The following is a 25,282-nucleotide window of genomic DNA, read 5'->3' on the forward strand; positions in this document are numbered from 1 at the left end:
AGGGTCGGAACCATGGAGCGCACCACACATCCCCCGGTCCTCGACCTGTCGCTCGACGCCGCCGCGCTCACCGCGCAGCTGGTCGACATCCCCTCCGAGAGCGGCAACGAGAAGGACCTCGCCGACGCGGTCGAGAACGCCCTGCGCGCCCTGCCGCACCTGACCGTCGACCGGTACGGCAACAACGTGGTGGCCCGTACGCAGCTCGGCCGCGACGAGCGGGTGGTGCTCGCCGGACACCTCGACACCGTGCCGATCGCGGACAACGTGCCCTCCCGGCTCGACGAGGACGGCGTCCTGTGGGGCTGCGGCACCAGCGACATGAAGTCCGGCGTCGCCCTCCAGCTGCGGATGGCCGCCACGGTCCCCGCGCCCAACCGGGACCTCACCTTCGTCTTCTACGACAACGAAGAGGTCGCCGCGCACCTCAACGGCCTCGGCCGGGTCGCCGACGCCCACCCCGAGTGGCTCACCGGCGACTTCGCCGTCCTCCTGGAGCCCTCCTACGGCCAGGTGGAGGGCGGCTGCCAGGGCACCCTCCGGGTCCTGCTGCGCACCACCGGGGAGCGCGCGCACTCCGCCCGCAGCTGGATGGGCGCCAACGCCCTCCACGCCGCCGCCCCGATCCTGGCGAAGCTCGCCGCCTACGAGCCGCGCCGGCCGGTGATCGACGGCCTCGAATACCGCGAGGGCCTCAACGCCGTCCGCATCGAGGGCGGCGTCGCCGGCAACGTCATCCCCGACGCCTGCACGGTCACCGTCAACTTCCGCTACGCCCCCGACCGCACCCCGGACGAGGCGATCGCCCACGTCCGCGAGGTGTTCGCGGACTGCCCGGTCGACGAGTTCGTGATCGACGACCACTCCCCGGGCGCGCTGCCCGGGCTGTCGCACCCCGCGGCCAAGGCGTTCATGGCGGCCGTCGGCGGCATCGCGATGCCCAAGTTCGGCTGGACCGACGTCTCCCGTTTCAGCGCCCTGGGCGTCCCGGCCGTCAACTACGGCCCGGGGGACGCGCTGCTCGCGCACAAGAAGGACGAACGGGTCGAGACCGGGCGCATCGCGCACTGCGAGGAGCGGCTGCGCGCCTGGCTCACCGCCTGAGGAGCCGGCACACGCCCCCGGGACCGGTCGCCGACCCCGGGCGGACCAGCCGAATTCCCCTGCGCTTCAGGCCGTCGGATCTACGCTGAAACGGCAAACGATCGTCAGCGGAGGGAGCATGTCATGGCCAGTCCCGAGGGAGCACCGGCCCCCGGTGAGCAGCGGCTGGGTCGCGTTCTGCGCCGCCACGACCAGGTGCAGGCCGGCACCACCGACCAGCGGCTGCTGGACTCCGCAGGCCCCTCCGAGTGGGTGCACACCGACCCCTGGCGCGTGATGCGCATCCAGTCGGAGTTCGTCGAGGGCTTCGGCGCGCTGGCCGAGCTGGGCCCGGCCGTCAGCGTCTTCGGTTCGGCCCGTACGCCGCGCGACTCCAAGGAGTACGAGATCGGCGTGCGGATCGGACGGGCCCTGGTGGAGGCGGGCTTCGCGGTGATCACCGGCGGCGGCCCGGGCGCCATGGAGGCCGCCAACAAGGGCGCCCACGAGGCCGGTGGCACCTCCGTCGGACTGGGCATCGAGCTGCCCTTCGAGCAGGGCATGAACCCGTACGTGAACCTCGGTGTCGACTTCCGGTACTTCTTCGTCCGCAAGACGTGTTTTGTGAAGTACGCCCGGGGATTCGTGGTGTTGCCCGGTGGGCTGGGCACCCTCGACGAGCTCTTCGAGGCGCTCACCCTCGTCCAGACCCGCAAGGTCACCCGCTTCCCGATCGTGCTGTTCGGCACCGACTACTGGTCCGGTCTGGTCGACTGGCTGCGCGACACCCTCATCGCCCAGGGCAAGGCGTCGATGCACGACCTGGAGCTGTTCCACCTCAGCGACGACGTGGACGAGGCGATCACGCTGGTGACCAAGGAGGTCGGCATCCAGCCCTGATCCGGCCCTGAGCCCGGCCCGGTCGGTCGGGCGTCCCTCAGGCCAGGCCCCGGCGGGCGACCGCCGGTGGCCGGTGGCCGGCGATCGAGGAGACCATGTCGAGGATCTGGCGGGTCTCGGCGACCTCGTGGACGCGGTAGACCTGGGCACCCAGCCAGGCCGAGACGGCCGTGGTCGCGAGGGTGCCCAGCAGCCGCTCTTTGACCGGCCGGTCGAGCGTCTCGCCGACGAAGTCCTTGTTGGAGAGCGAGACCAGCACCGGCAATGGGGTATCCCCTGCTCGGGCGAAGCCGAGAGCTTGGGGAACGGCCGCGGTCATCTCGTCCAGCCGGCGGGTCGCCTCCAGACTGTGCCGGGTGTTCTTGCCGAAGTCGTGCCCCGGGTCGATCAGGATCGCGTCCCGCCGCACGCCCAACTCCACGGCCCGCTCCGCCAGTCCGAGGGTGACCCGCAGGATGTCGGCCATCACGTCGTCGTAGCCGACCCGGTGCGGGCGGGTGCGCGGCTCGACCCCGCCGGCGTGGGTGCACACCAGGCCGACGCCGTACCGCGCGGCCACCTCGGCCAGCAGCGGATCGACCCCGCCCCAGGCGTCGTTGAGCAGGTCCGCGCCGGCCTCGCAGACCGCCTCGCCGACCTCGTGCCGCCAGGTGTCGACGCTGATCACCACGTCGGGGAACCGCTTGCGCACCTCGGCCACGAAACCGACCGTGCGGCGGGCCTCCTCCTCGGCGCCGACCTCCTCGCCGGGTCCCGCCTTGACGCCGCCGATGTCGATGATCGCGGCGCCCTCGGCCACCGCCTGTTCCACCCGGGCCAGCGCGGGCTCGTCACGGAAGGTGGCGCCCCGGTCGTAGAACGAGTCCGGAGTCCGGTTGACGATCGCCATGATCACCCGCTCGTCCGGTCCGAACTCGCGATTACCCAGCCGCAGCATTCCCTGACTTCCTCTCCGTGGTCCGGGAGCGACCCTAACTGTCACACCCGCATGGCACGATCGGAGCAGGTACAAGTCCGGGGAGTTGGTCGTGTTCTGGTTCTTGCTGATCGCGATGGTCGTGGTGGTCGCCGCGGTCACGCTCGTGGTCGTCGGCGGTGACGGCGGTGGCCTGCGGGACGCGGAGCCGGACCGGCTGTCCGACCCGCTGCCCGTGGACCGCCCGCTGGGCCGTGCCGACGTGGACGCCGTCCGGCTGCCGGTGACCGTGCGGGGCTACCGCATGGACGACGTCGACGGGGTCCTGGACCGGCTGGGTGCGGAGCTGGCCGAGCGGGACTCCCGGATCGCCGAGCTGGAGGCCGCGCTGGCCGGGGCGCACGCCGCGGCGATGGGCGGCCCGGGGCTCATACAGGACGGCCCGGCCGCGCCCGGACCGGTGCCGGAGACCCGACCGGGGGCCGGCGGCGGCCGCTCGGGGGACACGGACGGGACCGGGGCGCCGCGCGGCCCGGAAGAGGGGGAGGGCCGATGAGCGGTGTGGTGACGGAGCCGGACGGCATCCCGCGCTGCCCGTGGGGCATGGAGTCCGCGCAGATGGCGGACTACCGCGCCTATCACGACACGGAATGGGGCCTGCCGGTCCACGGCGACGACGCGCTCTTCGAGCGGATGAGCCTGGAGGCGTTCCAGTCCGGTCTCTCGTGGATCACGATCCTGCGGCGCCGCCCCGGGTTCCGCGCCGCGTTCGCCGGGTTCGAGATCGCGGCGGTGGCGCGGTTCACCGAGGCGGACGCCGAGCGGCTGCTCGCCGACCCCGGCATCATCCGCAACCGCGCCAAGATCGCCGCGACGATCAACAACGCCAAGGTCGCCGCCGCGCTGGCCCCCGGCGAGCTCGACGAGCTGATCTGGTCCTACGCCCCCGACCGGGCCGGCCGCCCGGTGCCGCGCACGGTGGGCGAGGTACAGCCGGTGACCCCGGAGTCCACGGCGCTCGCCAAGGACCTCAAGAAGCGCGGCTTCCGCTTCGTCGGCCCGACCACGGCGTACGCGATGATGCAGGCCTGCGGCCTGGTCAATGACCATCTGGCGGACTGCCATGTCCGGGCGGCGGTGGAGGCGGCGGCCGGCTGACCCGTCCGGCCGGCTGACGTGTCCGGCCGGCAGTCCCCGTCCGGCCGATGGGCGGCCCCGGCCCGCGGGGCGGCCCGTCCGGCTCGGCCAGCCGGCCGGCTGGAGGTCAGCGGCCCAGGAAGACCGGCTTCTCCTTCTTCACGAACGCCTCGACCGCGATGTGGTGGTCCTCCGAGGCCCCGGCCCGGCCCTGCAGCTCGTCCTCCTTGCCGAGGGTCTCGGTGAGCGAGTGCCCCGCCCCGTAGGCCAGCGACTCCTTGATCGCGGCGTACGCGGCGGTCGGCCCCTGGGCCAGCCGGCGGGCGACCGCCGCGGCCTCCTCGGCCAGCTCGGAGGCCGGTACGACCTTGTTGGCGATGCCCAGCTCGTACGCCTCCTGCGCGCTGATCGACCGCGGGAAGAGCAGCAGGTCGGCGGCGCGGCTGTGGCCGATCAGCCGGGGCAGGGTCCAGGACACCCCGGAGTCGGCGGTCAGCGCGACGCCCGCGAAGGAGGTGTTGAAGGAGGCGGTGTCGGCGACGACGCGGTAGTCCGCGGCCAGCGCGAAGCCCGCACCGGCGCCCGCGGCGACCCCGTTGACCCCGGCGACCACCGGCTTGGGCATCCCGGCCAGCGCGGTCACGATCGGGTTGTAGTGCTCACGCACGGTGTTCATGGTGCCGCCGGAGCCGGTGGCCCGGTCCTCGGCCAGCAGGCCGATGTGCTCCTTGAGGTCCTGGCCGACGCAGAACGCCCGCCCGGTGGCGGTCAGCAGCACCGCGCGGACGGCGGGATCGGCCGCGGCCTCCTGGAGCGTGTCGCGCAGGAGCACCTTCGTCTCGACGTTCAGCGCGTTCATCGCGTCCGGGCGGTTGAGTGTGATCGTCGCGAGTCCGTCGGTCACGTCGTAGAGCACGGTGTCGGCCATAGTTGGGAATCCCCTCCGTCGCGGCTCGGCACTGCCCGTGGCGGGCAGTCAGCGCTCAGGATGCCGGAGATCATCGGCGGTTCGCATGTGACGTACATCAAAGATTGCGGGCGCGTCGGGAGTCGGCGGGCGGAGAAGTATCGCAGCCCGCTCCCCGAATTGGGTGGGTTTGCGGGTGCGAGTTGCCGAAGGGATGCTGCCCGATGTTGGTCATCGGGTCGTTCGATGCGGGATAATGGCCTGGAAGCAATGTGTTCGATGCCGGTGACACGTGCCTATCCGGGCCGTCGGCTGAGATGAGCTGGTTTCAGGAAGGGGAACGAGCATGGCGGCCATGAAGCCGCGGACGGGTGACGGCCCGCTCGAGGTGACCAAGGAGGGGCGGGGCATCGTCATGCGCGTTCCGCTCGAAGGCGGCGGGCGGCTCGTCGTCGAGCTGACCCCCGACGAAGCCAAGGCCCTCGGCGAGGCGCTGGAGAAGGTCACCGTCTGAGAAGGCTGGAGAAGGTCACCGTCTGAGAAGGGTGAGACACCGGCGGATGCCCGGGCCCGAGTGAGCCCGGTCCCCCAGCCGAGACCCCGGCCCCGGCAGGCGGCGCGCAGTGACGGCGCGCCGCGTGCCGGGGCCGTTCGCATGCCCCGGCACCGCATACCCGAAGACCGCATGCCCTAAGACCGCGTGCCCGAAGATCGCGTGATCGAGGGCCGCGGCCCGGAGTGACGTGATGCGGGGGACGGGGGGCTCAGCCGCGCTTGACCGCGCAGAGCAGGCCGTCGCCGACCGGCAGCAGGGACGGCACCAGCGTGGTGCTCTCCCGCACCGCCCGCAGCAGCTCGCGCAGCCGCAGCACCTCCGCGGGCTGCACCGCCGAGTCCACCGTCCGGCCGTCGGCGAAGACGCCCTCGAAGCACACCAGACCGCCGGGGCGCAGCAGCCGCAACGATTCAGCGAGGTATTCCAGGCACTCCATCAGGTCGCCGTCGCAGAAGACGAGGTCGTACCCGCCGTCCGCCAGCCGCGGCAGGACGTCCAGTGCGCGGCCCGGGATGAAGCGGGCGCGGTTGCCGGCGAAACCCGCGGCGCGGAACGCCTGCTTGGCGAAGGCCTGCCGCTCGGGCTCGCAGTCCACGGTGGTCAGCACGCCGTCCGGCCGCATGCCGTGCAGGAGGTAGGTGCCCGACACGCCCGTGCCGGTACCGATCTCGGCGACGGCCTTGGCGTCGACGGTGGCGGCGAGCAGCCGCAGGGCCGCGCCGGTGCCGGTGGTCACCGTGCGGACGCCGGCCTCGCGTGCGCGGTCCCGGGACCAGCGCAGGGCGGCCTCGGTGGTGCCGTCGATGGTCCCGGCGCCGTACGCCTCGGCGAATGCCAAGCTCGTCTGCCGGTTGCCGGTAATGGCCCTCTCCTGTCCCCGTAGTTGACGCAACCGTGACTGTATCCGCTGCGTGCGGGAACCCGCAGATGGGACCGGGCGTTAAAGAGGGGGAAGGGGAAGACGGGGGGACGCAGTGGTGAAGACCGCGCGAGACACGAATCAAGGCCAGAAGCAGGACCAAATGCAGGTCAAATCTGCTTATCCGGAGCTAACGGGCGAGGTGGATATGGTAGGGGCCCTACTGGACACCACCAGAGCCACCAGGGGAGGTGCGGCCACGACGGGTGACCGAGGGGTGCTGAGGCGCTTCAAGAGGTCGTCCGCCGAGCCGAAATCCGTGACAAACACTGCTGACCGTTTCCGCGCTGACTCCGCACGTACCGCGACCTTCGCCGCAGACGCGGATGCGGAGGCGTGGACTCCGCCCAGCTGGGAGGAGATCGTCAGCACGCACAGCGCACGGGTCTACCGCCTCGCCTACCGCCTCTCCGGCAATCAGCACGACGCCGAGGACCTCACCCAAGAGGTGTTCGTCCGCGTCTTCCGCTCGCTGTCGACGTACACCCCGGGGACCTTCGAGGGCTGGCTGCACCGCATCACGACCAACCTCTTCCTGGACATGGTCCGGCGCCGGCAGCGTATCCGCTTCGACGCGCTCGGTGACGACGCGGCCGAGAAGCTCCCCAGCAAGGAGCCCGCGCCGCAGGAGCACTTCGACGACACCCACTTCGACGCCGACGTCCAGCAGGCGCTGGACACCCTCGCGCCCGAGTTCCGCGCCGCCGTCGTGCTGTGCGACATCGAGGGGCTGTCCTACGAGGAGATCGCCGCGACCCTCGGGGTCAAGCTCGGCACGGTCCGCAGCCGGATCCACCGCGGTCGCTCGCACCTGCGCAAGGCCCTCAAGCACCGCGCGCCCGCGTCGCGCGGCGCGGAGCGCGAGCAGCGGCGGGCGCTGGCCGTGGTTCCCACGGGGGAGGTCGGGATCGCGTGAGCCTCCGTGGCGGTCCGTCCCCCGCCGAGCAGCATCTCGGCGACCGCCTCGCGGCCCTGGTCGACGGCGAGTTGGGGCATGACGCGCGCGAGCGGGTGCTCGCGCATCTCGCGACCTGCGCGAAGTGCAAGGCGGAGGCCGACGCCCAGCGTCGGCTGAAAAGCGTGTTCGCCGAGGCGGCGCCGCCCGGTCCCTCCGAGGGACTGCTGGCCCGGCTCGCGCAACTGCCCGGCGGTGACCCCGGCGGTCCCGGCAGCCGGCTGGGCAACGGCGCCCTCGGACGCGCCGAATTCGCCCGCGGCGGCGGCGCGTTCCGTTACGTCCCCGACGACCACTCCCGCCGTGCCATGGCCGCGGTCCCCCCGCAGCCCCGGCCGCGCGGCTTCCGTGTCCAGGAGGACGGGCGGCCCGCGCAGCGCCGCCGGTTCGCCTTCGCGGCGGCCGGTGCGGTGTCGCTCGCGGCGTTCGCGCTCGGCGGTGCCCTCCCGCTGGAGGCGGCCGTCGACCCGGCGGGCGGACGGACCGACGGCGGCGGCACGGCCGTCACCCCGCTCACCGGCAGCCCGGCGGCGGACGGCGCGACCCTGCTGCGCGGCGCGGAGTTCGTCCCCACCGCCCGGTCCCGGCCGGCCACCTGGCCCCCGTCCGGTGCGCCGACCCTGGCCCCGGCGCCCAGCGCGATGAGCCTGGACGGTGTCGGTGGCGCGCCCGCCTCCCCGTCGGTGTCGTGGACACCGGACCAGCCCGCCGGCCACTTCGGCCTGTCGCCGCTGATCGCCGCGACCGGCCCGGCCCCGGCGTACCGCCTCTCGCCCCTGACCGCCGCGGCCGGCAGCGGCCCGGTGCGCAAGAACCCGCCGCCGTTGCCCCCGCTGGAGCCGATGCGGCCGCTGCACGGCTCCGCCGCGAACGGCCCCGCCGCCGACCGCCGCTGACCGCCCGCTGCACGGCCCCGGGCGGAACTGGTTGAATCCCCCTGGGGCGGCGCACCCCTGACCGGGCGCGTGCCGCGAGGTGGTGGTGGCCCGCGGGGTCGCGGGCGAAGTAGGGGAGAGCATGGACGACGGTAAGGCCGCCGGGCCGAAGCTGAAGTGGTGGAGCCGCCCGGGAAACCCCCCGAGCCCGGAGCGATCCGCCGAGGCCGGCCATCCGGCGGGTCCGCCCGCCGGCCACCCGGTCGGTCCGTCGGGGGCCGAGGGGCAGTCCGGGCTGCCCGGAATGTCCGGCGGCTCCGGTGATGCTGCGGTGCAGGAGCCGGAGGACTGGATCGTGCGTCCCCCGGAGCGGCCCGCGGGCGCGCAGGCGCCGGGTGCGGGCCCGGGAGAGCCCCTTGCCGCCCCGCCGGCCGAACACCCGGACAACGCCGACGAGTTGACCTCGGCTGCTTCGGCCGCTTCGGAGGCGACCAGCCAGGCTCAGACTCAGACCCAGACCCAGACCCAGACCCAGACCCAGACCCAGACCCAGACCCAGACCCAGACCCAGACCCAGACCCAGGACCGTACCGGCGCCGAAGCCACCGGCCCCACCGGGCTCGATGTGCGTGCCGAGGCCACCGAGGTCACCGCGCCCGCACCGCCCGCTGGAGCGCCGTCCGGCGCCGCCACCGTGACGCTCGGTCAGGTTCCCCCGGCTGCGGCGCCCGAGAGTGCCCAGGCGCCGACGGGCGCGGCCTCCCATGCGTCCGCACCCGCCCCCGCCGTGGCGTCCGTCTCCACCGAAACGCCCAGCGCACCGCCCAGCGCGCCGCCGCAGCGTCGGCCGCTGCATGCCGAGGACCCGTACGGCACCCCGCCGTACGGCGGTCCGGGGCCCTGGGCGCCCGCGCCGCCCGTGCAGCGCCCGGTGACGACCCCCGCGCACGGCACCGTGCTTCCGCCGTCCGCCGGACCGATGCCCCCGTACGGCGCCCCGGCTGCCCCCGCCGCCCAAGCCGCCCCCGGTGCGGGCTACCCGGGTACGCCCCGCTCCCCGCATCCCGCCGCACCCCCGGCCGCCGCCCTCGGCGACCAGCCGCACCCCGCCGCACCGGACGGGACCGGCCCCGCGCAGCCGGCACCGTCCGCCGGACCGGCCGCCGGTCAGGTCGCCCCTCCGGGCGCCGAGTCCGGCGCGCCCGTGCAGCCGGATGCCGCCGCCCTGCCGCCGGGCCCGGCCCCCGCGCACGACCACCCCGGTGCCCCGCACGGGGCCTGGCAGCAGTACGACCCGTGGCGCGCGCCCCTGCAGGGTGGCGGACCCCTGCCGCCGCCCGCCGCCCGGCGGACCCCACGCGGTGTGCTGGTGGCCGGCGCGGTGGCGCTGGCGCTGCTCGCGGGCGGTGTCGGCGGGGGGATCGGCGCGTACGTCGAGCGTTACGGCGGGATCAACGACATCAAGCTGCCGCAGGCCGCCGGGGACTCCGGCGGCCGCAAGCCGGACAGCGTCGCCGGGATCGCCCGGGCCGCGCTGCCCGGCGTCGTCACGATCCACGTCCGCGGCAACGCCGAGCAGGGCACCGGCACCGGCTTCGTGCTCGACCGCGAGGGGCACATCCTCACCAACAACCACGTCGTCGAACCGGCCGGGACCGGCGGCGAGATATCGGTCACGTTCAGCGGCGGGCAGACCGCCAAGGCCAAGGTCGTCGGCCAGGACGGCGGCTACGACCTCGCGGTGGTGCAGGTCGAGGGCGTCACCGGGCTGCGGCCGCTGCCGCTCGGCAACTCGGACTCGGTGCAGGTCGGCGACCCGGTCGTGGCCATCGGCGCACCGTTCGACCTGGCCAACACGGTCACCGCCGGGATCATCAGCGCCAAGCAGCGTCCGATCACCGCGGGCGGCCAGAAGGGCGACGGCAGCGACATCTCGTACGTCGACGCGCTGCAGACCGACGCCCCCATCAACCCCGGCAACTCCGGTGGTCCGCTGGTGGACGCCCGGGCCCGGGTGATCGGCATCAACAGCGCCATCCGCGCGGCCGACAGCGGCGGCGGATCGGACGGCGGCGGTCAGGGCGGCAGCATAGGGCTCGGCTTCGCCATACCGATCAACCAGGCCAAACGGGTGGCCGAGGAGCTGATCAACACCGGCCGGGCGACCCATCCGGTCATCGGCGTCACCCTGGAGATGGAGTACGCCGGCGACGGGGCGCGGGTCAGTGCGCACAGCAAGGGCGGCAAACCGCCGGTCGTTCCGGGCGGGCCCGGCGCCAAGGCGGGCATCCGGGCCGGTGACGTGATCACCGCGGTGGACGGCGCCCCGGTGCACAGCGGTGAGGAGCTGATCGTCAAGATCCGCAGCCACCGGCCGGGCGACACCCTGGCGCTCACCCTCCAAAGGGACGGCAAGGAGCGGTCCGTTCGGCTCACGCTCGGTTCCTCCACCGCGGGTTGATCGTTTGCACGGTGTTGGCACGGTCGACTCCCGTCCGACGTGCGGGGCCAGGTACGGTGAGAGGCGGCCTGGCCCATAGGCCGACGAAGGCCGCGGATGACCCAAGGAGCTGCAAGGTGTTCTTCGACATAGGACCCCTAGAGCTGGTAGCGATCGTCGTCCTGGCGGTGCTCGTCTTCGGTCCGGACAAGCTCCCCAAGGTCATCCAGGACGTGATGGGGGTCATCCGCAAGATCCGGGAGTTCTCCGACAGCGCCAAGCAGGACATCCGCAACGAGCTCGGCCCGGACTTCAAGGACTTCGAGTTCGACGACCTCAAGCCCAAGAACTTCGTCCGCAAGCACGTCCTGGAGAAGGACGAGTACGGCCTCAAGGACCTCCAGGAGATCCGTAACGGCTTCGACTTCCGCACGGAGATGGCCGAGGTCACCGACGCCGTGCACAGCCGCGAGAGCGGCTCAGGGGCCGCGCACCCGAACGGCTCAGGGATCTCCCTCGCCAAGGAGTCGCCGGCCTCCTCAGGCGGTCCGGACCTGCTCAAGAAGCCCGTGAACGGGCAGCCGGACGAGCGTCCGCCGTTCGACGCCGACGCCACCTGACACACTCCGGTATGCCCGGGCTGTATTGACCCCTATGGCTATGCTCCGGGTGTCCGGGGTTTGGTCGCCTGAGGGGGGCGGGCCGCCCACGACGCAGGGCAACAAGGAGGCTCCGCTCAGATGGAGACGACGAGTCGGACAGCGGAACAAGAGGCGCCCGCCACGGTCGGCCGGAAGGCCGACGGCTATCTGCTGGCCGCGTTCCCGTGGTACGGCCTCGACGAGGCGTTCACCGGTCCGCGCTGGCTGATGCAGGTCGGCGCGGCCGCGGACGGCACCGTCGAGCACGGCGCGACCGGGCACGGTGAGCAGCCCACGATCAAGGTGGAGTCCCCGCAGGACGAGCGGTTCGCCGTGGTGGTGACGGTCGCCAGCCGCCCCGTCCGGCGCAGCGCCGACGGCACCGGCGTACTGGAGGCCACTTCGGTCTCCACCGCCGCCTGGCTCGCCGGGTCCGGCCTGCTCAACCACACCTGGCCGACCCAGATGGACCGCACGCTGCGCCAGGCCTGGCTGGACCAGCAGACGATGCTGGCCTGGGAGCTGGCCGACGACCTCGGGGGCGGGGCCTGGAGCGAGCTGATGCTCCCGGTCGACGGCGTCCCGACCTCGTTCGCCTACCGCGAGTCCGAGTACGGCTGGGTCCTGGCCGGCTCGGCGGGCGACGGCCCGGAGCCGGTACACCTGGGCGCCTACGGGCGCGGGATGAGCGCCTACGGCCTTGGCTTTTCCGTCGTCGAGGACATCAGCTCCTACGCCGGCTGAGCGGCGCTGACGGCCGGCACGGGCGACCGGGTCGCCGGCCGCACGCCTCGGGCCTGGGATTTTCCGTCGTCGAGGACATCAGCTCCTACGCGGGCTGAGCGGCGCTGACGGCCGGCACGGGTGACCGGGTCGCCGGCCGCACGCCTCGGGCCTGGGATTTTCCGTCGTCGAGGACATCAGCTCGTACGCCGGCTGAGCGGCGTTGACGGCCGGCACGGGAGACCGGGTCGGCCGAGCGCGGCGGGCAAGGGAAAGGGGGCGGGCCCGCCGGGGCCCGCCCCCTTTCTCGTAAGAACTCGTCAGAACTTGTTGCGGGGGGTGATCCCCAGGGACATGCCGGACAGGCCGCGCTGGCGGCCGCCGAGCTTGCCGGCGATCGCGCGGATGGCCGCGCCGGCGGGGGAGTCCGGGTCGGTCAGCACGACCGGCTTGCCCTCGTCGCCGCCCTCGCGGAGCCGGACGTCGATCGGGATGGCGCCCAGCACCGGCACCTGCGTACCGGTGGTCTTCGTCAGGCCCTCGGCGACCCGCTCGCCGCCGCCGGTGCCGAAGACGTCGACCATCTCGTCGCAGTGCGGGCAGGGCAGCCCGGACATGTTCTCGACCACGCCGACGATCTTCTGGTGGGTCTGGACGGCGATGGAGCCCGCGCGCTCGGCGACCTCCGCCGCCGCCTGCTGCGGGGTGGTGACGACCAGGATCTCGGCGTTCGGGACGAGCTGGGCGACGGAGATCGCGATGTCACCGGTGCCGGGCGGGAGGTCCAGCAGCAGGACGTCCAGGTCGCCCCAGTACACGTCCGCGAGGAACTGCTGGAGGGCGCGGTGCAGCATCGGGCCGCGCCAGACGACCGGGGCGTTGCCGGGCGTGAACATGCCGATCGAGATGACCTTCACGCCGTTGGCCGACGGGGGCATGATCATGTTCTCGACCTGGGTGGGCCGGCCGTCGGCGCCCAGCATGCGGGGCACGGAGTGGCCGTAGATGTCGGCGTCCACGACGCCGACCTTCAGGCCGTCGGCCGCCATCGCCGCGGCGAGGTTCACCGTCACCGACGACTTGCCGACACCGCCCTTGCCGGAGGCGACCGCGTAGACCCGGGTCAGCGAGCCGGGCTTGGCGAACGGGACCTCGCGCTCGGCGGTGCCGCCGCGCAACGACGCCGCCAGCTCCTTGCGCTGCTCGTCGCTCATCACTTCGAGGTCCACCCGGACGCCGGTGACGCCCTCGACCCCGGCGACCGCGTCGCTCACGTTGCGGGTGATCGTCTCGCGCATCGGGCAGCCGGAGACGGTGAGGTAGACCACGACCGCCACCGCGCCGTCCGCCGCGATGTCCACCGATTTGACCATCCCCAGTTCGGTGATGGGGCGGTGGATCTCGGGGTCGTTCACCGTCGCGAGCGCGGCGCGGATCGCGTCCTCGCTCGGGGTGCTGGGGGCAGTTTCGTGAGCCATGACCCGATGGTACGGCGCATGAGGCGGCCTCCGGAAAGGCCGTCGGCGGTCGCGTTCGTCACTCTCCGCGGCGGCCCTCCGGCACCGCCTCCAGATCTCGCAGCAGGTCCTGCAGTTCGGAGCGGATCCAGTCCCTGGTGGCGACCTCGCCCAGCCCCAGCCGCAGCGCCGCGATCTCCCGGGTCAGGTACTCCGTGTCGGCGATCGACCGCTCGTTGCGCTGCCGGTCCTGCTCGTGGGTGACCCGGTCCCGGTCGGCCTGGCGGTTCTGCGCCAACAGGATCAGCGGGGCCGCGTACGAGGCCTGCAGCGACAGCGCCAGGGTCAGGAAGATGAACGGGTAGCCGTCGAACCGCAGGTGGTCCGGTGCGGTCACGTTCCAGGTGATCCACACGATGATGGCGACGGTCATCCAGACGATGAAGCGCCCGGTCCCCAGGAAGCGGGCGATCTTCTCCGACAGCCGCCCGAACGCCTCCGGGTCGTACTCCGGCAGGAACGTCCGGCGCGGCGTGCGCGGCACGTCCAGCCGCACCCGGGACCGTTCGGCGGCGCCGCGCCGCACCGCCGAGGCGCCGTTCGCCCGGGCGCGTTCGCGCGCGCTGTCCCGCTCCTCAGCGCCCATCCGGTGCCTCCGCCCGGCTCCCGGCGCCGGTCAGCCCGGCCGCCCCGCCGGCGTACAGTTCGGACTCCCGCCAGTCGTCCGGCAGCAGGTGGTCCAGCACGTCGTCGACGGTCACCGCGCCGAGCAGGGCGCCGCTCTCGTCCACGACCGGCGCGGCGACCATGTTGTACGCCGCCAGATAGCCGGTCACCACCGGCAGCGGGGTGTCCGGCGGCAGGGGCGGCAGATCGGTGTCGACGATCGAGCTGACGAGGGTGAACGGTGGATCGCGCAGCAGCCGTTGGAAGTGCACCAGGCCCAGGTACTTGCCGGTCGGGGTCTCGTCGGGCGGCCGGCAGACGTAGACCTGGGCGGCGAGCGCGGGGGAGAGGTCCGGGTCGCGGACCCGGGCCAGCGCGTCGGCGACCGTGGCGTCCGGGCGCAGCACGATCGGCTCGGTGGTCATCAGCCCGCCCGCGGTGCGCTCCTCGTACGACATCAGTCGCCGCACGTCGGCGGCCTCCTCCGGCCGCATCAGGTCCAGCAGCCGCTCCTTGTCCTCGTCCGGCAGCTCGGAGAGCAGGTCGGCGGCGTCGTCCGGGTCCATCGCCTCCAGGACGTCGGCGACCCGTTCGTCCTTCAGCTTGCCGATGATCTCCAGCTGGTCGTCCTCCGGCAGCTCCTCCAGCACGTCGGCGAGCCGGGCGTCGTCCAGCGCCGCGGCGACCTCACCGCGCCGTTTGGCGGACAGGTGGTGCAGCACGCCGGCGAGGTCGGCCGGCCGCAGCTGCTCGAAGGTGGCCAGCAGGCTCTCCGCGCCCTGGCCGTGCTCCTCCAGCGAGAAGCCGGTCACCGCCGACCACTCGACGGTCAGCGTCTCCCCCTTGCGACGCAGCGCCCCGCCCCGGCCCTTGCCCTTGCGGACGAAGACCTTCTCGATCTCCCAGTCGCGGCGGGCCGGCAGCCGGGTGATGCCGATGTCGAGGACGGTGGCCTCCTCGTCGGTCTCCACCAGCCGCACCCGCCGGTCCAGCAGCTCGCCGAGCACCAGCGTCTCCGACGCCCGCTGCTCGAACCGCCGCATGTTGATCACTCCGGTGATCACGATCTGCCCGGACTCGATACCGGTCACCCGGGTCATCGGCACGAAGATCCGGCGCCGGCTGATCCCCTCGACGACCAGCCCGAGCAGCCGCGGCGGGCGGGCGCCGACCCGCAGCAGCGCGACGAGGTCCCGCAGCCGGCCGACCGGGTCGCCGTTGGGGTCGAAGACGGCACTGCCGGAGAGGTGAGAGACGAAGACCCGGGGAGTCACCACTGCCATGCAGAGCGCCGCCCTTTCTCTCCCGTTTTCGCCGGAAACAAGGCATCAATTCGGGTTCAGGCTAACGCGCCCCGGCCCGCGCCGCCGCGGTGGAGGACGCCGTAGGGTGACCGCCACACATCCCCCCGACGCGCCCGTACGTCCCAGGTACGCTGCCGTACTGCTGTCGAGGTCACCCGCATCAGGAGGCACAGCCGACGTGAGCGCAATCCCCCCGGGGGCCCGCCCCCGACGCCTGCCCGGAGCCCGCCGTACGGGGCGCGCCGCGCTCGCGGGGGCGGTCTGCGCGGCACTGGCCGCGGGGCTGGCCGGCTGCGGCGCGGACGAGGACCCGGACGCCGGCACCAACGGCGTGGCGAAGCTGGCCCCGGCGAAGATCCAGGCCAGGGCCCGGGCCGCCGCCGAGCACGCCGGCACGGTGCACCTCACCGGCAACGTCGTCAGCAAGGGCCGTACGTACAAGCTCGACATGAGCCTGGCCGAGAACGGTGCCAAGGGCGAACTGACCACCAAGGCGGCCGCCTTCCAGCTGCTGCGGGTCGGCAACGCGCTCTACCTCAAGGCGGACCCGTCCTTCTGGGCGGGCGAGAAGAGCGGCGCGTCCGGTGCGGCGCAGAAACTCGGCGGCAAATACGTCAAGGTGCCCGCCTCCGACCCGGTCTACCGGAAATTCAGCGGCTTCACCGACAAGGACACCCTGCTCGCCAGCCTGCTCGGGCTGCACGGCAAGCTGACGGCCAAGGACCGCTCCACCGTCGGCGGCGTCCGCACCGTCCGGCTGGCCGCCGGGGCCGGCGCCGGCGGCGTCCTGGACGTCTCCCTGGAGGGCACGGCGTACCCGCTGCGGCTGCAGCGCGCGGGGGACGCGGGCGTGGTCCGGTTCGGCGACTGGGGCCGGCGGGTGGACCTTGAGGCACCGGCGAAGGACCAGGTCGTCGACTACGGGTCGCAGATCTCCGGCGCGCACTGAGCGGCCGGGCCCGGGCCGCGGCCCGGTGGTGTCCGGTCAGCCCTTACGGCCGCGGCGCAGCAGCTTCGGCAGCGCCGCCGGGATCGGCCGGCGGGTGATCGCGGGGCTCGCCAGCGGCGGCGCGGCGTGCGAGTCCTCGGGCATCCGGCCGGGCCGCTGCTCGGCCTCGGCGCCCGCCGGCTCCAGCCGCAGCACCCGGCACTCGCGCGCCCAGCGCTCGGTGAGGGTGTCCGCGTCCGGTGCGTTGAGCCGCTTGCCCTTCAGCTCCTCGACGGCGGAGTGCCAGGCGTCGCTCTCCGGCGCCGCCTCGACGACCCTGGCCTGCCAGGCGACCAGCCGGCCGCCCTTGTCCTTGCTGCGTACCGTGACCGTCGCCGGGCCGCCGTCGGTCAGCCCGAGGTCCGCCAGCGGCTGCTCGCCGCTGCCGTCGCCCACGAGGCAGGCCGCGCCGTCGTGCCAGACGTGCCACAGCGCCCGGGCCGGGCCCGTCGTACCCCGCACCCAGATGAGGCCGGACTTCTTCGTGGCCTCCTCGATGAGCGCCCGATCCTGCAGGGCCTGCGACACGGTCTCCGTCATACGGCTCAGCCTAATGGGCCGGACGGAACCCACCGGGGCCCGCCCAGCTGGTGGAACGCGGCTGCGTCACAGCCCCCTCGTCACAGCCACCCGTTCCTCTTGCTGTGTCCTCCGGGGGACGACCCCCGTGCCCCCGGCCGTGTCCGCCGCGCGGGCAGCCGTCACAGCCACCCGTTCCGCTTGAAGCCGCGGTGGATGCCGACGCAGATGGCGACGGTGACGACCAGGACCGCCGGATAGCCGTACTTCCACTTCAGCTCCGGCATGTAGGTGAAGTTCATGCCGTAGATGCCGGCGATCATCGTGGGCACCGCGAAGATCGCCGCCCAGGCCGTGATCTTGCGCATGTCCTCGTTCTGCGCCACCGCGGCCTGCGCGAGGTTGGCCTGCAGGATCGAGTTGAGCAGGTCGTCGAAGGACAGCACCTGCTCGTTGACCCGCGCGAGGTGGTCGGCGACGTCCCGGAAGTACTTCTGGATGTCGGAGTCGACCAGCCGCATCGGCCGCTCACTGAGCAGCTGCATCGGCCGCAGCAGCGGCGACACCGCGCGCTTGAACTCCAGTACCTCGCGCTTGAGTTGGTAGATCCGCCCGGCGTCGCCGCCCTTCGCGGAGCTCTTGGTGCCGATGCCCTTGCCGTTGGTGCCCGAGCTGAAGACGTCGATCTCCACCTCGTCGATGTCGTCCTGGACCGCGCCGGCCACCGCCATGTAGCCGTCGACCACCTGGTCGGCGATCGCGTGCAGGACCGCCGACGGCCCCTTGGCCAGCAGCTCCGGGTCGTCCTGCAGCCGATGCCGCAGCGCCCGCAGCGAGCCCTGGCCGCCGTGCCGCACGGTCACGATGAAGTCCCGGCCGGTGAAGCACATCACCTCGCCGGTCTCCACGACCTCGCTGGTGGCGGTCAGCTCGGCGTGCTCGACGTAGTGGACGGTCTTGAAGACCGTGAACAGCGTGTCGTCGTAGCGCTCCAGCTTGGGCCGCTGGTGGGCGTGCACGGCGTCCTCGACGGCGAGCGGGTGCAGCCCGAACTCCTTGGCGATACCGGCGAATTCGGCCTCGGTGGGCTCGTGCAGCCCGACCCAGATGAAACCCCCGTCGGTGCGTACGGAGGCCATCGCCTCGGCCGGGGTGACGTGGTCGCTCACCCGGCGGCCCTCGCGGTACACCCCGCAGTCGACGATGGCGCTGTTGGCGCAGGCCGGGGCGTTGCTCTCGGAACGGTACGGGGCGTCGTCGCGGCGCCGGGACGGGCGGACGGCGGCGCGCAGGTCACGGATCATCGACATGGGCGGGCTCCTTCACGGGCCGGCCGTCAGCGCGGGCGCGGGGCGCAACGCTGCCCGGAAGGTGGACGTAACCCGGGTCACCGGCGGTACGTCCGCAAAGCGGGCGGCGCTCCGTGCGGATGCTGACGGCGATTCGCAGAACACGGAACAAAGAGGCGAAGGCGCTCTTCCGTCATCTACATCCGGCGCAAAGGCGCTTCCCCGGTTTCGCCGCTCGGCGGCGGGGTACGGAAGCTCTCGATCAGGAGAGTGACTGAGCGAGGGGGATGACAGGAGAGCTATCGGTACTGCACGGTCGACTCGGATCCACCGCAGCCCCACCTCCTCCGGCCGGTCCCCGCTGGGGGACGAACGTCATTTCCTGACCAGACGGCAAGGCTATCAGCCGCCTGGCGCTGAACGGCGCCGCTTTGCCTGTTCCATACGAACAACGAAGCTGCCGCGCAGCGCAGTCATCGCGGGACCGGGGTCCCCTGCTCGAACGGAGCGGCGAGCTCGGCGAGGGCGGGGCGGCGGGGCGGCCATATGCTCGCGGCATGTCTGATGTTCTTGAGCTGGTCGAAGCCCGCCTGCGGACGAGCCTGGGCGAGCCGGGCGCGCGCGCCGCCGTCACCTTCCTCGGCACCGACCGTATCGAGGTGCTCCGCTTCGTGGACGACCAGGTGGTGCGCTACGCCACGCTCGGGATGTCCGACCGGCCGATGGCCGATCCGACGGCGGTGGTCGCGGATCCGCTGAAGGGGCCGCGCGCCGAGCTGGTGCTGTCGGTGAAGGCGGGCCGCGCCGACACCGACAAGGTGCTCCGCCCGCTCGCCGTGCTCGCCGCGTCCCCGCAGGTGGAGGGCGTGGTGGTGGCTCCCGGCGCCTCTCTCGACGTGGGGGAGCCGCTGTGGCCGGGCGCGCCCTTCACCTCGGTCCTGGTGGGCGAGCCGGGTGGGCTGGTCGAGGATCTGGAGCTGGACGCCCCGATGGAGCCCGTGCGGTTCCTGCCGCTGCTGCCGATGACCCCGAACGAGGCCGCCTGGAAGCGGGTGCACGGCGCCCAGGCCCTCCAGGAGCTCTGGCTGGCGAACGGGACGGACCTGAGGGACCCGGCCCGTAAGTCCGTCCCGCTGGACGTCACACCGGAGTGAGCCGGGTGAGGCGGGTGAGCCGAGTGAGCAAGCTCACCAACTCCCGTTCGGCTGCGGTCAGTTGGCGAAGACCGTGACGCCGTCCTCGGTCGCGTGCTGCGGCCGGTGCTCCGCCGCCTCGTGGGTGAGCGCCCTGCGCCGTACGACCACCACCAGCGCGCCGAGCAACGCGGTGACCGCGGCGACCACGAACGGGATGTGGGGGTTGCTCCACTCCTCGATCTTCGGCGCGAAGTAGGGCGCCGCCGCGGCCGCGAACCAGCGGACGAAGTTGTAACCGGCGCTCGCCACCGGGCGCGGGGCATCCGAGACGCCGAGGGCCAGTTCGGTGTAGACGGTGTTGTTCACGCCGATGAAGGCGCCGGACAGGACCGTGCAGACGACGGCCGCGGTGTGGCTGCCGTAGCCGAGCACGAGGACGTCCACGGCGAGCAGCACCAGCGAGCCGCCGAGCACCTTCAGCGAGCCGAACCGCGCCTGCATGCGCGGGGCCACGATCACCGAGAAGACCGCGAGCAGCACGCCCCAGGCGAAGAACACCGCGCCCGAGCGGTACGGCGTCATGTTCAGCACGAACGGCGTGAAGGCCAGCACCGTGAAGAACGTGTAGTTGTAGAAGAAGGCGGAGACCGCGGCCGAGGCGAGGCCGCCGTGGCCGAGTGCCTTGACCGGGTCCAGCAGCGAGGTCTTGCGGGCGGGCCTCGGCTGCTCCTTGAGGAACGCCGTGATGCACAGGAAGCCGATCGCCATCAGCGTGGCCGTGCCGAAGAAGGGGTAGCGCCAGCTGGCGTTGCCGAGGGCCGCGCCGAGTAGCGGGCCGCAGGCCATGCCGAGGCCGAGCGCGGACTCGTACAGCAGGATCGCCGCCGCGCTGCCGCCCGCCGCCGCTCCGACGATGACCGCGAGGGCGGTGGAGACGAAGAGCGCGTTGCCCAGGCCCCAGCCCGCCCGGAAGCCGACCAGTTGGCCGACCGAGTCCGACGTGCCGGCCAGGCCCGCGAAGACGACCACGAAGGCGAGGCCGAGCAGCAGGGTCCTGCGGCCGCCGATCCGGCTGGAGACGAAGCCGGTCAGCAGCATCGCGACGGCGGTGATCAGGAAGTACGAGGTGAACAGCAGGGAGACCTGGCTGTTGGTGGCGTGCAGGCCCTGGGCGATCGAGGGGAGGATCGGGTCGACCAGGCCGATGCCCATGAAGGCCACGACCGAGGCGCCGGCCGTGGCCCAGACGGCCTTCGGCTGGCGCAGCAGGGAGGTGCCGCCCTCGTCGAACGGATCGGCCGCCGTGCCGCCGCCGTGGCCGCTGCTCGTGGTGCCGCTCATGCCGCGGTTCCCCTTTCCGTTGCCGGAGATCGTTGACGTTTACATATATTAAGTTAGAAGCCCTAAAGAGTGCAAGCTGCAACTAGTTCTTGCCGGGTGGGTGCCGCGCGGCGCCGGAGCGGTCAAGTGCGGGGCGGGGCAAGTGATTCCGCCCACATCGGTCGGGTGATCGTCCTTGACGCGGCGGCGGCCCTGGAGGACCGTTGGTCCTTATGAGGGGCGAACCCAGTTGTCCGAAGTGCGGAGGCCGGGTGCGGGCGCCCGGTCTCTTCTCCGACACCTGGCAGTGCGCCCTGCACGGCACCGTGCATCCGCTCCAGCCGGTCGTCCCGCCGAGCGTCGAGGCGCTCGGCGTCGTCGTGCACCGCGCACAGGTCCCCGTCTGGATGCCCTGGCCGCTGCCGGTCGGCTGGCTGTTCACCGGTGTGGCCTGCGCGGGCGACGACCGCAGCGGCGGCCGGGCGACCGCGGTGGCCTGTTCCGGCCCCGGACCGCTCGGCGGACCCGGTGAACTCCTCCTGGTCGCCGAGGAACTGGGCGTCGGACTCGGTGCGCGCTACGCCGGCATCGACGGCCCCGACCCCGGCCCCCACATGTCCGACGGCAAACCCGCGCACGGCAAGGTGCTGGCCGCCGGCCGCCCCACCCCGCTCTGGCACGTCGACGGTGCACCGCCGGACCGCGCGGTCTTCGCCGGCGAGGCGCGCGGGCTGTGGCTGTGGGCGATCGCCTGGCCCGAGCAGTCCGGGCTGCTGATGTACGACGAACTGGTGCTGACGGACCTGCGTGAGGCGGGCGCCGAGGTGGACCTGCTGCCCTGCGGGGCGCTCTCCCCGCGCATCCTGAGCTGACCGGGCCGGCCGCCAGGAAGGGGCGCCGCCCCGCGGCACGGGCCGGGCCGTCCGGCGGGCCGGTTATCCTTCTGAGGTCCCCCGTCCGTCCCGCAGCAGTCTGGAGTCCGCGTCGTGCGCATCGATCTGCACACCCACTCCACGGCTTCCGACGGTACGGACACCCCGGCCGAGCTGGTGCGCGCCGCCGCGGCCGCCGGGCTGGACGTCGTCGCGCTGACCGACCACGACACCGTCGCCGGCCACGCCGAGGCGCGGGCCGCGCTGCCCGAGGGGCTGACGCTGGTCACCGGCGCCGAACTCTCCTGCCGGCTCGACGGGGTGAGCCTCCATATGCTCGCCTACCTCTTCGACCCCGAGGAGCCCGAACTCGCCCGCGAGCGGGAGCTGGTCCGCGACGACCGGGTGCCGCGGGCCCGAGCCATCATCGGCAAGCTGCGCGAGCACGACATCCCGGTCACCTGGGAGCAGGTCGCACGGATCGCCGGCGACGGCGCCGTGGGCCGTCCGCACATCGCCACCGCCCTCATGGAGCTAGGCGTCGTCGACTCCGTCAACGACGCCTTCACGTCCTGGCTGGCCAGCGACGGCCCGGCGTACGTGGAGAAGCACGAGCTCGACCCGTTCGACGCGATCCGGCTGGTCAAGGCCGCGGGCGGGGTCACCGTCTTCGCGCACCCGCTGGCCGTCAAGCGCGGCCGGTGCGTACCGGAGAGCGCGATCGCCGAACTCGCCGCGGCCGGCCTGGACGGCATCGAGGTCGACCACATGGACCACGACGCGCCGACCCGCGCCCGGCTGCGCGGGATGGCCGCCGACCTCGGTCTGCTGACCACCGGCTCCAGCGACTACCACGGCAGCCGCAAGTCCTGCAGCCTCGGTGACTGCACCACCGACCCCGAGATCTACGGGGAGATCGTGCGCCGCGCCACCGGCGCCTTCCCCGTCCCCGGCGCGGGCGGCTGAGCCCCGCCGCGGGCCGTCGGCCGGCGCGCCGCACCGACCGCGCGCGACGCCGTTCCACCGGTCCGCGGGCCCGCGCCCGCCGCGCGGCCCACCGGCTCCTCGCTCTTCCTTCCTTCCCTCCTTTCCGTTTCCACTCCCGGTCGCCCTCCGGACCCGCGCGCCCCGCGCCGGCCCGTGACCGTCCCGATCCGCTCGTCCGTACCCCTCTCGCAAGGCCAGCACCATGTTCGACGTCGCCGTCTTCAGCACCCTTTTCGTCACGCTTTTCGTGATCATGGACCCGCCGGGGATCACCCCGATCTTCCTCGCCCTCACCTCCGGCCGGCCGGCCAAGGTCCAGCGCCGGATGGCCTGGCAGGCCGCCGCCGTCGCCTTCTGCGTGATCGCCGTCTTCGGGCTCTTCGGCCGGCAGATCCTGGGCCGGCTGCACATCTCGACGCCCGCGCTGATGATCGCGGGCGGACTGCTGCTCCTGCTGGTGGCGCTGGACCTGCTGACCGGGAAGTCGGAGGAGCCGACCCAGACCAAGGACGTCAATGTGGCGCTGGTGCCGCTGGGCATGCCGCTGCTCGCCGGGCCCGGCGCGATCGTGTCGGTGATCCTCGCCGTGCAGCACGCCCACGGGTTCGCGGCCCAGCTCTCCGTGTGGGCGGCCATCGCGGCGATCCATGTGGTGCTGTATCTGGTGATGCGGTTCTCGCTGGTGATCATCCGTGTGATCAAGGACGGCGGGGTGGTCCTGGTGACCCGGCTGGCGGGCATGATGCTGTCCGCGCTGGCCGTGCAGCAGATCATCAACGGCGTGCTGCAGGTCATCCAGGCGGCCTGAGCGGCGGCCCGCACCTACGGCAGCGCCCCCGTACGGCATGTTCCGTACGGGGGCGGTGCGGCATCGGTGGCCTGTCGGCGGCCAGGGATTAACGGGCGACGGTGTCGGCCGGGCGGATATAGATGCGCTGGCCGGTTGCGGCGGCCTGCTGCACGATCCGGTTGACGGAGGCGGCGTCCACGACGGTGCTGTCCACGGCCGTGCCGTCGACGTCGTCCAGGCGCATGATCTCGAAGCGCATCAGGCTTCTCCCTTCGTCGGAATCCTCCTGCGGAGAACGTGAGTGGTGCGGATCACCGGGCCTCGTCGCCCGCCGTCCGTACAGGTACAACGACCCGCACCCTGCAATCATTCCCTACGCTAAAGAAATTTTTCGACGGTCTAAATACTCGCAGGTAGAGCGGTTGTGCCCGCCGAGCCGACGCCCGGACAATAGGTCCGGTATGAACGACCTCCAGCCCCCGGGCCCCACCGACCTCGCCGCGCTCGCCGCCGGGATGGCGCGCACCAACGAGCTGCTCGCCCGGGTCCTCACCAAGGTCGGCACGACCCCCTCGGTGCACGCCGCCTTCGTCGACGCCGGCTACGTCTACGCCGCCGCCGGGAAGCTCGTCGCCGGCACCGAGGACCGCAAGGGCTTCGAGCTCGACGCCGAAGGGATCATCGAGTCCTTCATCGAGCGGTCCCGGACGATCTTCCCGGACAGCCGGCTGCTGCGGGTCTACTGGTACGACGGCGCCCGCCGCCGCCTCCACACCCCCGAGCAGCAGCGGATCGCCGAGCTGCCGGACGTGAAGGTCAGGCTCGGCAACCTCAACGCCAACAACCAGCAGAAGGGCGTCGATTCCCTGATCCGCTCGGACCTGGAGTCGCTGGCCCGGCACCGGGCGATCACCGACGCGGTGCTCATCGGCGGCGACGAGGACCTGGTCTCCGCGGTCGAGGCGGCCCAGGGCTACGGCGCCCGGGTCCACCTGTGGGGCATCGAGGCGCCGGTCGGCCGCAACCAGGCCGAACCCCTGCTGTGGGAGGCCGACAGCACCCGCGTCTTCGACCTGGACTTCTGCAAGCCCTACGTCACCCGGCGGACCGGCATCGACACCGCCGAGCAGGCCGGCGGCGAGAGCCCGGCGCCCGGCCGGGAGGAGGTCCGCTTCGTCGGGGCCCGGGTCGCCGCCCAGTGGCTTTCGGAACGCGGCCGGGAATGGGCGGCCGGACTGCTGCCCGGCCACCCCTACCTCCCCGGCCCCGTCGACCAGGAGCTGCTGACCGCCGCCGAGGCGCTGCTGCACCACTCCCTGCGCGGCCACGCCGACCTGCGCCGGGTGCTGCGGGACGGCTTCTGGGAGCACGTACAGGGACAGCTCTAGAGAGCCCCGCGGTGGCCGGGGGTGGTTCAGGCCCGGGCGAGGAGTCCCGCCAGCCGGTCGAAGAAGCTCGTCCAGCCCGCCTCCGCCTGCTGGTACTGCTCCGGAGTGAGGTTGCCGCCGAGCTGCCGGAAGGCCATCTCCGTCCGGTCCCCGAGATCGCTCAGGGTCACCCTGATCAGCTCGCCCTCCGAACTGCTCGGCGCATAGGCGTCGTTGAGCGTGAACTCCAGCGCCTCCGGCGGCACGACCTCCCGGTACACCCCGGAGAACGGCAGCTCGCTGCCGTCCGGGGAGTGCATGACCAGACTCCACGACCCGCCCGGCCGGACGTCCATCGTCATCCGCTCGACCGGCACCGTCAGCTCCCCGCCGAACCAGTACGCGAAGTGCGCGGGCGTGGTCCAGGCCTCGAAGACCAGGTCGCGGCGGGCGTCGAAGGTGCGGGTCAGCGCGATGCCGTGCGGGTCGTCCTGGGGGTTCTCGGTCATGTCGGGCCCTTCGTCGGCAGCCGGTG

At 72.8% G+C, this 25,282-nt stretch carries 26 protein-coding genes and 1 pseudogene; 16 read left to right on the forward strand and 11 right to left on the reverse strand.

The genetic code is table 11. The features are described 5' to 3' along the window. Positions 1–12 precede the first annotated feature (12 nt). Both dapE and AB0E02_RS19350 read left to right on the forward strand, forming a co-directional pair. Positions 13–1,104 (forward strand): succinyl-diaminopimelate desuccinylase, encoded by a 1,092-nt coding sequence (gene dapE, locus AB0E02_RS19345; protein ID WP_362140924.1) that lies wholly within the window; start codon positions 13–15, stop codon positions 1,102–1,104. A gap of 123 nt (positions 1,105–1,227) precedes the next feature. After that, a complete protein-coding gene (locus tag AB0E02_RS19350) occupies positions 1,228–1,983 on the forward strand; it encodes a TIGR00730 family Rossman fold protein (RefSeq protein ID WP_362140926.1) in 756 nt (251 codons plus the stop codon). Positions 1,984–2,020: 37 nt separating this feature from the next. Here the strand turns inward: AB0E02_RS19350 and folP are convergent, their stop codons facing one another. Next, complete coding sequence (gene folP, locus AB0E02_RS19355) at positions 2,021–2,920, reverse strand: dihydropteroate synthase (RefSeq protein WP_362140928.1); 900 nt, start codon at positions 2,918–2,920, stop codon at positions 2,021–2,023. A 91-nt stretch (positions 2,921–3,011) separates the two neighbouring features. On the opposite strand from folP, the gene AB0E02_RS19360 reads away from it, so the two are divergent. Together AB0E02_RS19360 and AB0E02_RS19365 are read left to right on the forward strand one after the other, a co-directional pair. Beyond that, positions 3,012–3,455 (forward strand): DivIVA domain-containing protein, encoded by a 444-nt coding sequence (locus AB0E02_RS19360; RefSeq protein WP_362140930.1) that lies wholly within the window; start codon positions 3,012–3,014, stop codon positions 3,453–3,455. Then, positions 3,452–4,057 (forward strand): DNA-3-methyladenine glycosylase I, encoded by a 606-nt coding sequence (locus tag AB0E02_RS19365; RefSeq protein ID WP_362140932.1) that lies wholly within the window; start codon positions 3,452–3,454, stop codon positions 4,055–4,057. Before AB0E02_RS19360 ends, AB0E02_RS19365 begins: the two co-directional genes overlap by 4 nt. A gap of 106 nt (positions 4,058–4,163) precedes the next feature. Here the strand turns inward: AB0E02_RS19365 and AB0E02_RS19370 are convergent, their stop codons facing one another. After that, complete coding sequence (locus tag AB0E02_RS19370; protein ID WP_362140934.1) at positions 4,164–4,964, reverse strand: enoyl-CoA hydratase-related protein; 801 nt, start codon at positions 4,962–4,964, stop codon at positions 4,164–4,166. Between the two features lie 325 nt (positions 4,965–5,289). On the opposite strand from AB0E02_RS19370, the gene AB0E02_RS19375 reads away from it, so the two are divergent. Then, entirely contained in the window at positions 5,290–5,457 is a 168-nt protein-coding gene (locus AB0E02_RS19375) for a DUF3117 domain-containing protein (protein WP_003985072.1), read from the forward strand. Between the two features lie 250 nt (positions 5,458–5,707). On the opposite strand, the gene AB0E02_RS19380 is transcribed toward AB0E02_RS19375, so the two are convergent. Beyond that, on the reverse strand, positions 5,708–6,391 hold the full coding sequence (locus AB0E02_RS19380; RefSeq protein ID WP_362140936.1) for an O-methyltransferase: 684 nt from the start codon (positions 6,389–6,391) through the stop codon (positions 5,708–5,710). A 175-nt stretch (positions 6,392–6,566) separates the two neighbouring features. Here AB0E02_RS19380 and sigE point away from each other — a divergent pair, with 175 nt between their 5' ends. From sigE to AB0E02_RS19405, 5 genes are all read left to right on the forward strand, one after another. Further along, entirely contained in the window at positions 6,567–7,334 is a 768-nt protein-coding gene (sigE, locus tag AB0E02_RS19385; RefSeq protein WP_362140938.1) for an RNA polymerase sigma factor SigE, read from the forward strand. Next, the gene (locus AB0E02_RS19390) at positions 7,331–8,269 is read left to right on the forward strand and encodes a zf-HC2 domain-containing protein (RefSeq protein WP_362140940.1); all 939 of its coding nucleotides are present in this window, start codon (positions 7,331–7,333) and stop codon (positions 8,267–8,269) included. The genes sigE and AB0E02_RS19390 overlap by 4 nt, the downstream gene beginning before the upstream one ends. Positions 8,270–8,390: 121 nt before the next feature. Beyond that, positions 8,391–10,709, forward strand: a complete 2,319-nt coding sequence (locus AB0E02_RS19395; protein WP_362140942.1) for a trypsin-like peptidase domain-containing protein — start codon at positions 8,391–8,393, stop codon at positions 10,707–10,709. Between the two features lie 116 nt (positions 10,710–10,825). Beyond that, the gene (locus AB0E02_RS19400) at positions 10,826–11,308 is read left to right on the forward strand and encodes a sec-independent translocase (protein WP_362140944.1); all 483 of its coding nucleotides are present in this window, start codon (positions 10,826–10,828) and stop codon (positions 11,306–11,308) included. Between the two features lie 120 nt (positions 11,309–11,428). Next, entirely contained in the window at positions 11,429–12,073 is a 645-nt protein-coding gene (locus AB0E02_RS19405) for a hypothetical protein (RefSeq protein ID WP_362140946.1), read from the forward strand. 299 nt (positions 12,074–12,372) lie between these two features. Here AB0E02_RS19405 and AB0E02_RS19410 read toward each other — a convergent pair whose 3' ends face one another. From AB0E02_RS19410 to AB0E02_RS19420, 3 genes and pseudogenes are all read right to left on the reverse strand, one after another. Further along, on the reverse strand, positions 12,373–13,530 hold the full coding sequence (locus AB0E02_RS19410; protein WP_362141083.1) for a P-loop NTPase: 1,158 nt from the start codon (positions 13,528–13,530) through the stop codon (positions 12,373–12,375). 45 nt (positions 13,531–13,575) lie between these two features. Continuing rightward, positions 13,576–14,155 (reverse strand): annotated as a pseudogene (locus AB0E02_RS19415) (DUF1003 domain-containing protein); the annotation flags it as partial. Continuing rightward, entirely contained in the window at positions 14,145–15,458 is a 1,314-nt protein-coding gene (locus AB0E02_RS19420) for a CBS domain-containing protein (protein WP_362140948.1), read from the reverse strand. The pseudogene AB0E02_RS19415 and the gene AB0E02_RS19420, both read right to left, overlap by 11 nt. A gap of 199 nt (positions 15,459–15,657) precedes the next feature. Between AB0E02_RS19420 and AB0E02_RS19425 the strand changes: the two genes are divergently transcribed. Next, on the forward strand, positions 15,658–16,428 hold the full coding sequence (locus tag AB0E02_RS19425; RefSeq protein ID WP_362140950.1) for a hypothetical protein: 771 nt from the start codon (positions 15,658–15,660) through the stop codon (positions 16,426–16,428). Positions 16,429–16,464: 36 nt separating this feature from the next. Here the strand turns inward: AB0E02_RS19425 and AB0E02_RS19430 are convergent, their stop codons facing one another. Together AB0E02_RS19430 and AB0E02_RS19435 are read right to left on the reverse strand one after the other, a co-directional pair. Next, positions 16,465–17,007, reverse strand: coding sequence for a hypothetical protein (locus tag AB0E02_RS19430; protein WP_362140952.1), 543 nt, complete (start codon positions 17,005–17,007; stop codon positions 16,465–16,467). A gap of 161 nt (positions 17,008–17,168) precedes the next feature. Further along, on the reverse strand, positions 17,169–18,296 hold the full coding sequence (locus tag AB0E02_RS19435) for a magnesium and cobalt transport protein CorA (protein WP_362140954.1): 1,128 nt from the start codon (positions 18,294–18,296) through the stop codon (positions 17,169–17,171). Positions 18,297–18,832: 536 nt separating this feature from the next. Here AB0E02_RS19435 and AB0E02_RS19440 point away from each other — a divergent pair. Beyond that, positions 18,833–19,429: a suppressor of fused domain protein gene (locus AB0E02_RS19440; RefSeq protein WP_362140956.1), complete on the forward strand. Its 597-nt coding sequence runs from the start codon at positions 18,833–18,835 to the stop codon at positions 19,427–19,429. A gap of 57 nt (positions 19,430–19,486) precedes the next feature. Here AB0E02_RS19440 and AB0E02_RS19445 read toward each other — a convergent pair whose 3' ends face one another. Next, the gene (locus AB0E02_RS19445; RefSeq protein WP_362140958.1) at positions 19,487–20,752 is read right to left on the reverse strand and encodes an MFS transporter; all 1,266 of its coding nucleotides are present in this window, start codon (positions 20,750–20,752) and stop codon (positions 19,487–19,489) included. A gap of 212 nt (positions 20,753–20,964) precedes the next feature. On the opposite strand from AB0E02_RS19445, the gene AB0E02_RS19450 reads away from it, so the two are divergent. The 3 genes from AB0E02_RS19450 to AB0E02_RS19460 all read left to right on the forward strand — a co-directional run bounded on the left by AB0E02_RS19450 (position 20,965) and on the right by AB0E02_RS19460 (position 23,398). Further along, positions 20,965–21,603: a DUF6758 family protein gene (locus AB0E02_RS19450; RefSeq protein ID WP_030413919.1), complete on the forward strand. Its 639-nt coding sequence runs from the start codon at positions 20,965–20,967 to the stop codon at positions 21,601–21,603. A 114-nt stretch (positions 21,604–21,717) separates the two neighbouring features. After that, on the forward strand, positions 21,718–22,569 hold the full coding sequence (locus tag AB0E02_RS19455) for a PHP domain-containing protein (RefSeq protein WP_362140960.1): 852 nt from the start codon (positions 21,718–21,720) through the stop codon (positions 22,567–22,569). A gap of 223 nt (positions 22,570–22,792) precedes the next feature. Next, positions 22,793–23,398, forward strand: a complete 606-nt coding sequence (locus tag AB0E02_RS19460) for a MarC family protein (RefSeq protein WP_030413917.1) — start codon at positions 22,793–22,795, stop codon at positions 23,396–23,398. Between the two features lie 88 nt (positions 23,399–23,486). On the opposite strand, the gene AB0E02_RS19465 is transcribed toward AB0E02_RS19460, so the two are convergent. Next, positions 23,487–23,639 (reverse strand): hypothetical protein, encoded by a 153-nt coding sequence (locus AB0E02_RS19465; RefSeq protein WP_199816409.1) that lies wholly within the window; start codon positions 23,637–23,639, stop codon positions 23,487–23,489. Positions 23,640–23,841: 202 nt separating this feature from the next. Between AB0E02_RS19465 and AB0E02_RS19470 the strand changes: the two genes are divergently transcribed. Then, positions 23,842–24,768, forward strand: a complete 927-nt coding sequence (locus AB0E02_RS19470) for an NYN domain-containing protein (protein ID WP_362140963.1) — start codon at positions 23,842–23,844, stop codon at positions 24,766–24,768. Positions 24,769–24,794: 26 nt separating this feature from the next. On the opposite strand, the gene AB0E02_RS19475 is transcribed toward AB0E02_RS19470, so the two are convergent. Beyond that, complete coding sequence (locus AB0E02_RS19475) at positions 24,795–25,256, reverse strand: SRPBCC domain-containing protein (RefSeq protein ID WP_362140965.1); 462 nt, start codon at positions 25,254–25,256, stop codon at positions 24,795–24,797. Positions 25,257–25,282: the final 26 nt, after the last annotated feature.

The sequence above is a fragment of the Streptomyces sp. NPDC048196 genome (genome assembly GCF_040652715.1).
Classification (GTDB): domain Bacteria; phylum Actinomycetota; class Actinomycetes; order Streptomycetales; family Streptomycetaceae; genus Streptomyces; species Streptomyces siderophoricus.

What these genes read in the sequence shown, in the direction of transcription:
- AB0E02_RS19450 (WP_030413919.1), top strand. Translation starts at nt 20,965, where the DNA reads ATGAGGGGCGAACCCAGTTGTCCGAAGTGCGGAGGCCGGGTGCGGGCG.
- AB0E02_RS19475 (WP_362140965.1), bottom strand. Translation starts at nt 25,256, where the DNA reads ATGACCGAGAACCCCCAGGACGACCCGCACGGCATCGCGCTGACCCGC.
- AB0E02_RS19365 (WP_362140932.1), top strand. Translation starts at nt 3,452, where the DNA reads ATGAGCGGTGTGGTGACGGAGCCGGACGGCATCCCGCGCTGCCCGTGG.
- AB0E02_RS19370 (WP_362140934.1), bottom strand. Translation starts at nt 4,964, where the DNA reads ATGGCCGACACCGTGCTCTACGACGTGACCGACGGACTCGCGACGATC.
- AB0E02_RS19435 (WP_362140954.1), bottom strand. Translation starts at nt 18,296, where the DNA reads ATGTCGATGATCCGTGACCTGCGCGCCGCCGTCCGCCCGTCCCGGCGC.
- AB0E02_RS19440 (WP_362140956.1), top strand. Translation starts at nt 18,833, where the DNA reads ATGTCTGATGTTCTTGAGCTGGTCGAAGCCCGCCTGCGGACGAGCCTG.
- AB0E02_RS19465 (WP_199816409.1), bottom strand. Translation starts at nt 23,639, where the DNA reads ATGCGCTTCGAGATCATGCGCCTGGACGACGTCGACGGCACGGCCGTG.
- AB0E02_RS19410 (WP_362141083.1), bottom strand. Translation starts at nt 13,530, where the DNA reads ATGGCTCACGAAACTGCCCCCAGCACCCCGAGCGAGGACGCGATCCGC.
- AB0E02_RS19460 (WP_030413917.1), top strand. Translation starts at nt 22,793, where the DNA reads ATGTTCGACGTCGCCGTCTTCAGCACCCTTTTCGTCACGCTTTTCGTG.
- AB0E02_RS19375 (WP_003985072.1), top strand. Translation starts at nt 5,290, where the DNA reads ATGGCGGCCATGAAGCCGCGGACGGGTGACGGCCCGCTCGAGGTGACC.
- dapE (WP_362140924.1), top strand. Translation starts at nt 13, where the DNA reads ATGGAGCGCACCACACATCCCCCGGTCCTCGACCTGTCGCTCGACGCC.
- sigE (WP_362140938.1), top strand. Translation starts at nt 6,567, where the DNA reads ATGGTAGGGGCCCTACTGGACACCACCAGAGCCACCAGGGGAGGTGCG.
- folP (WP_362140928.1), bottom strand. Translation starts at nt 2,920, where the DNA reads ATGCTGCGGCTGGGTAATCGCGAGTTCGGACCGGACGAGCGGGTGATC.
- AB0E02_RS19420 (WP_362140948.1), bottom strand. Translation starts at nt 15,458, where the DNA reads ATGGCAGTGGTGACTCCCCGGGTCTTCGTCTCTCACCTCTCCGGCAGT.
- AB0E02_RS19350 (WP_362140926.1), top strand. Translation starts at nt 1,228, where the DNA reads ATGGCCAGTCCCGAGGGAGCACCGGCCCCCGGTGAGCAGCGGCTGGGT.
- AB0E02_RS19470 (WP_362140963.1), top strand. Translation starts at nt 23,842, where the DNA reads ATGAACGACCTCCAGCCCCCGGGCCCCACCGACCTCGCCGCGCTCGCC.
- AB0E02_RS19395 (WP_362140942.1), top strand. Translation starts at nt 8,391, where the DNA reads ATGGACGACGGTAAGGCCGCCGGGCCGAAGCTGAAGTGGTGGAGCCGC.
- AB0E02_RS19430 (WP_362140952.1), bottom strand. Translation starts at nt 17,007, where the DNA reads ATGACGGAGACCGTGTCGCAGGCCCTGCAGGATCGGGCGCTCATCGAG.
- AB0E02_RS19405 (WP_362140946.1), top strand. Translation starts at nt 11,429, where the DNA reads ATGGAGACGACGAGTCGGACAGCGGAACAAGAGGCGCCCGCCACGGTC.
- AB0E02_RS19445 (WP_362140958.1), bottom strand. Translation starts at nt 20,752, where the DNA reads ATGAGCGGCACCACGAGCAGCGGCCACGGCGGCGGCACGGCGGCCGAT.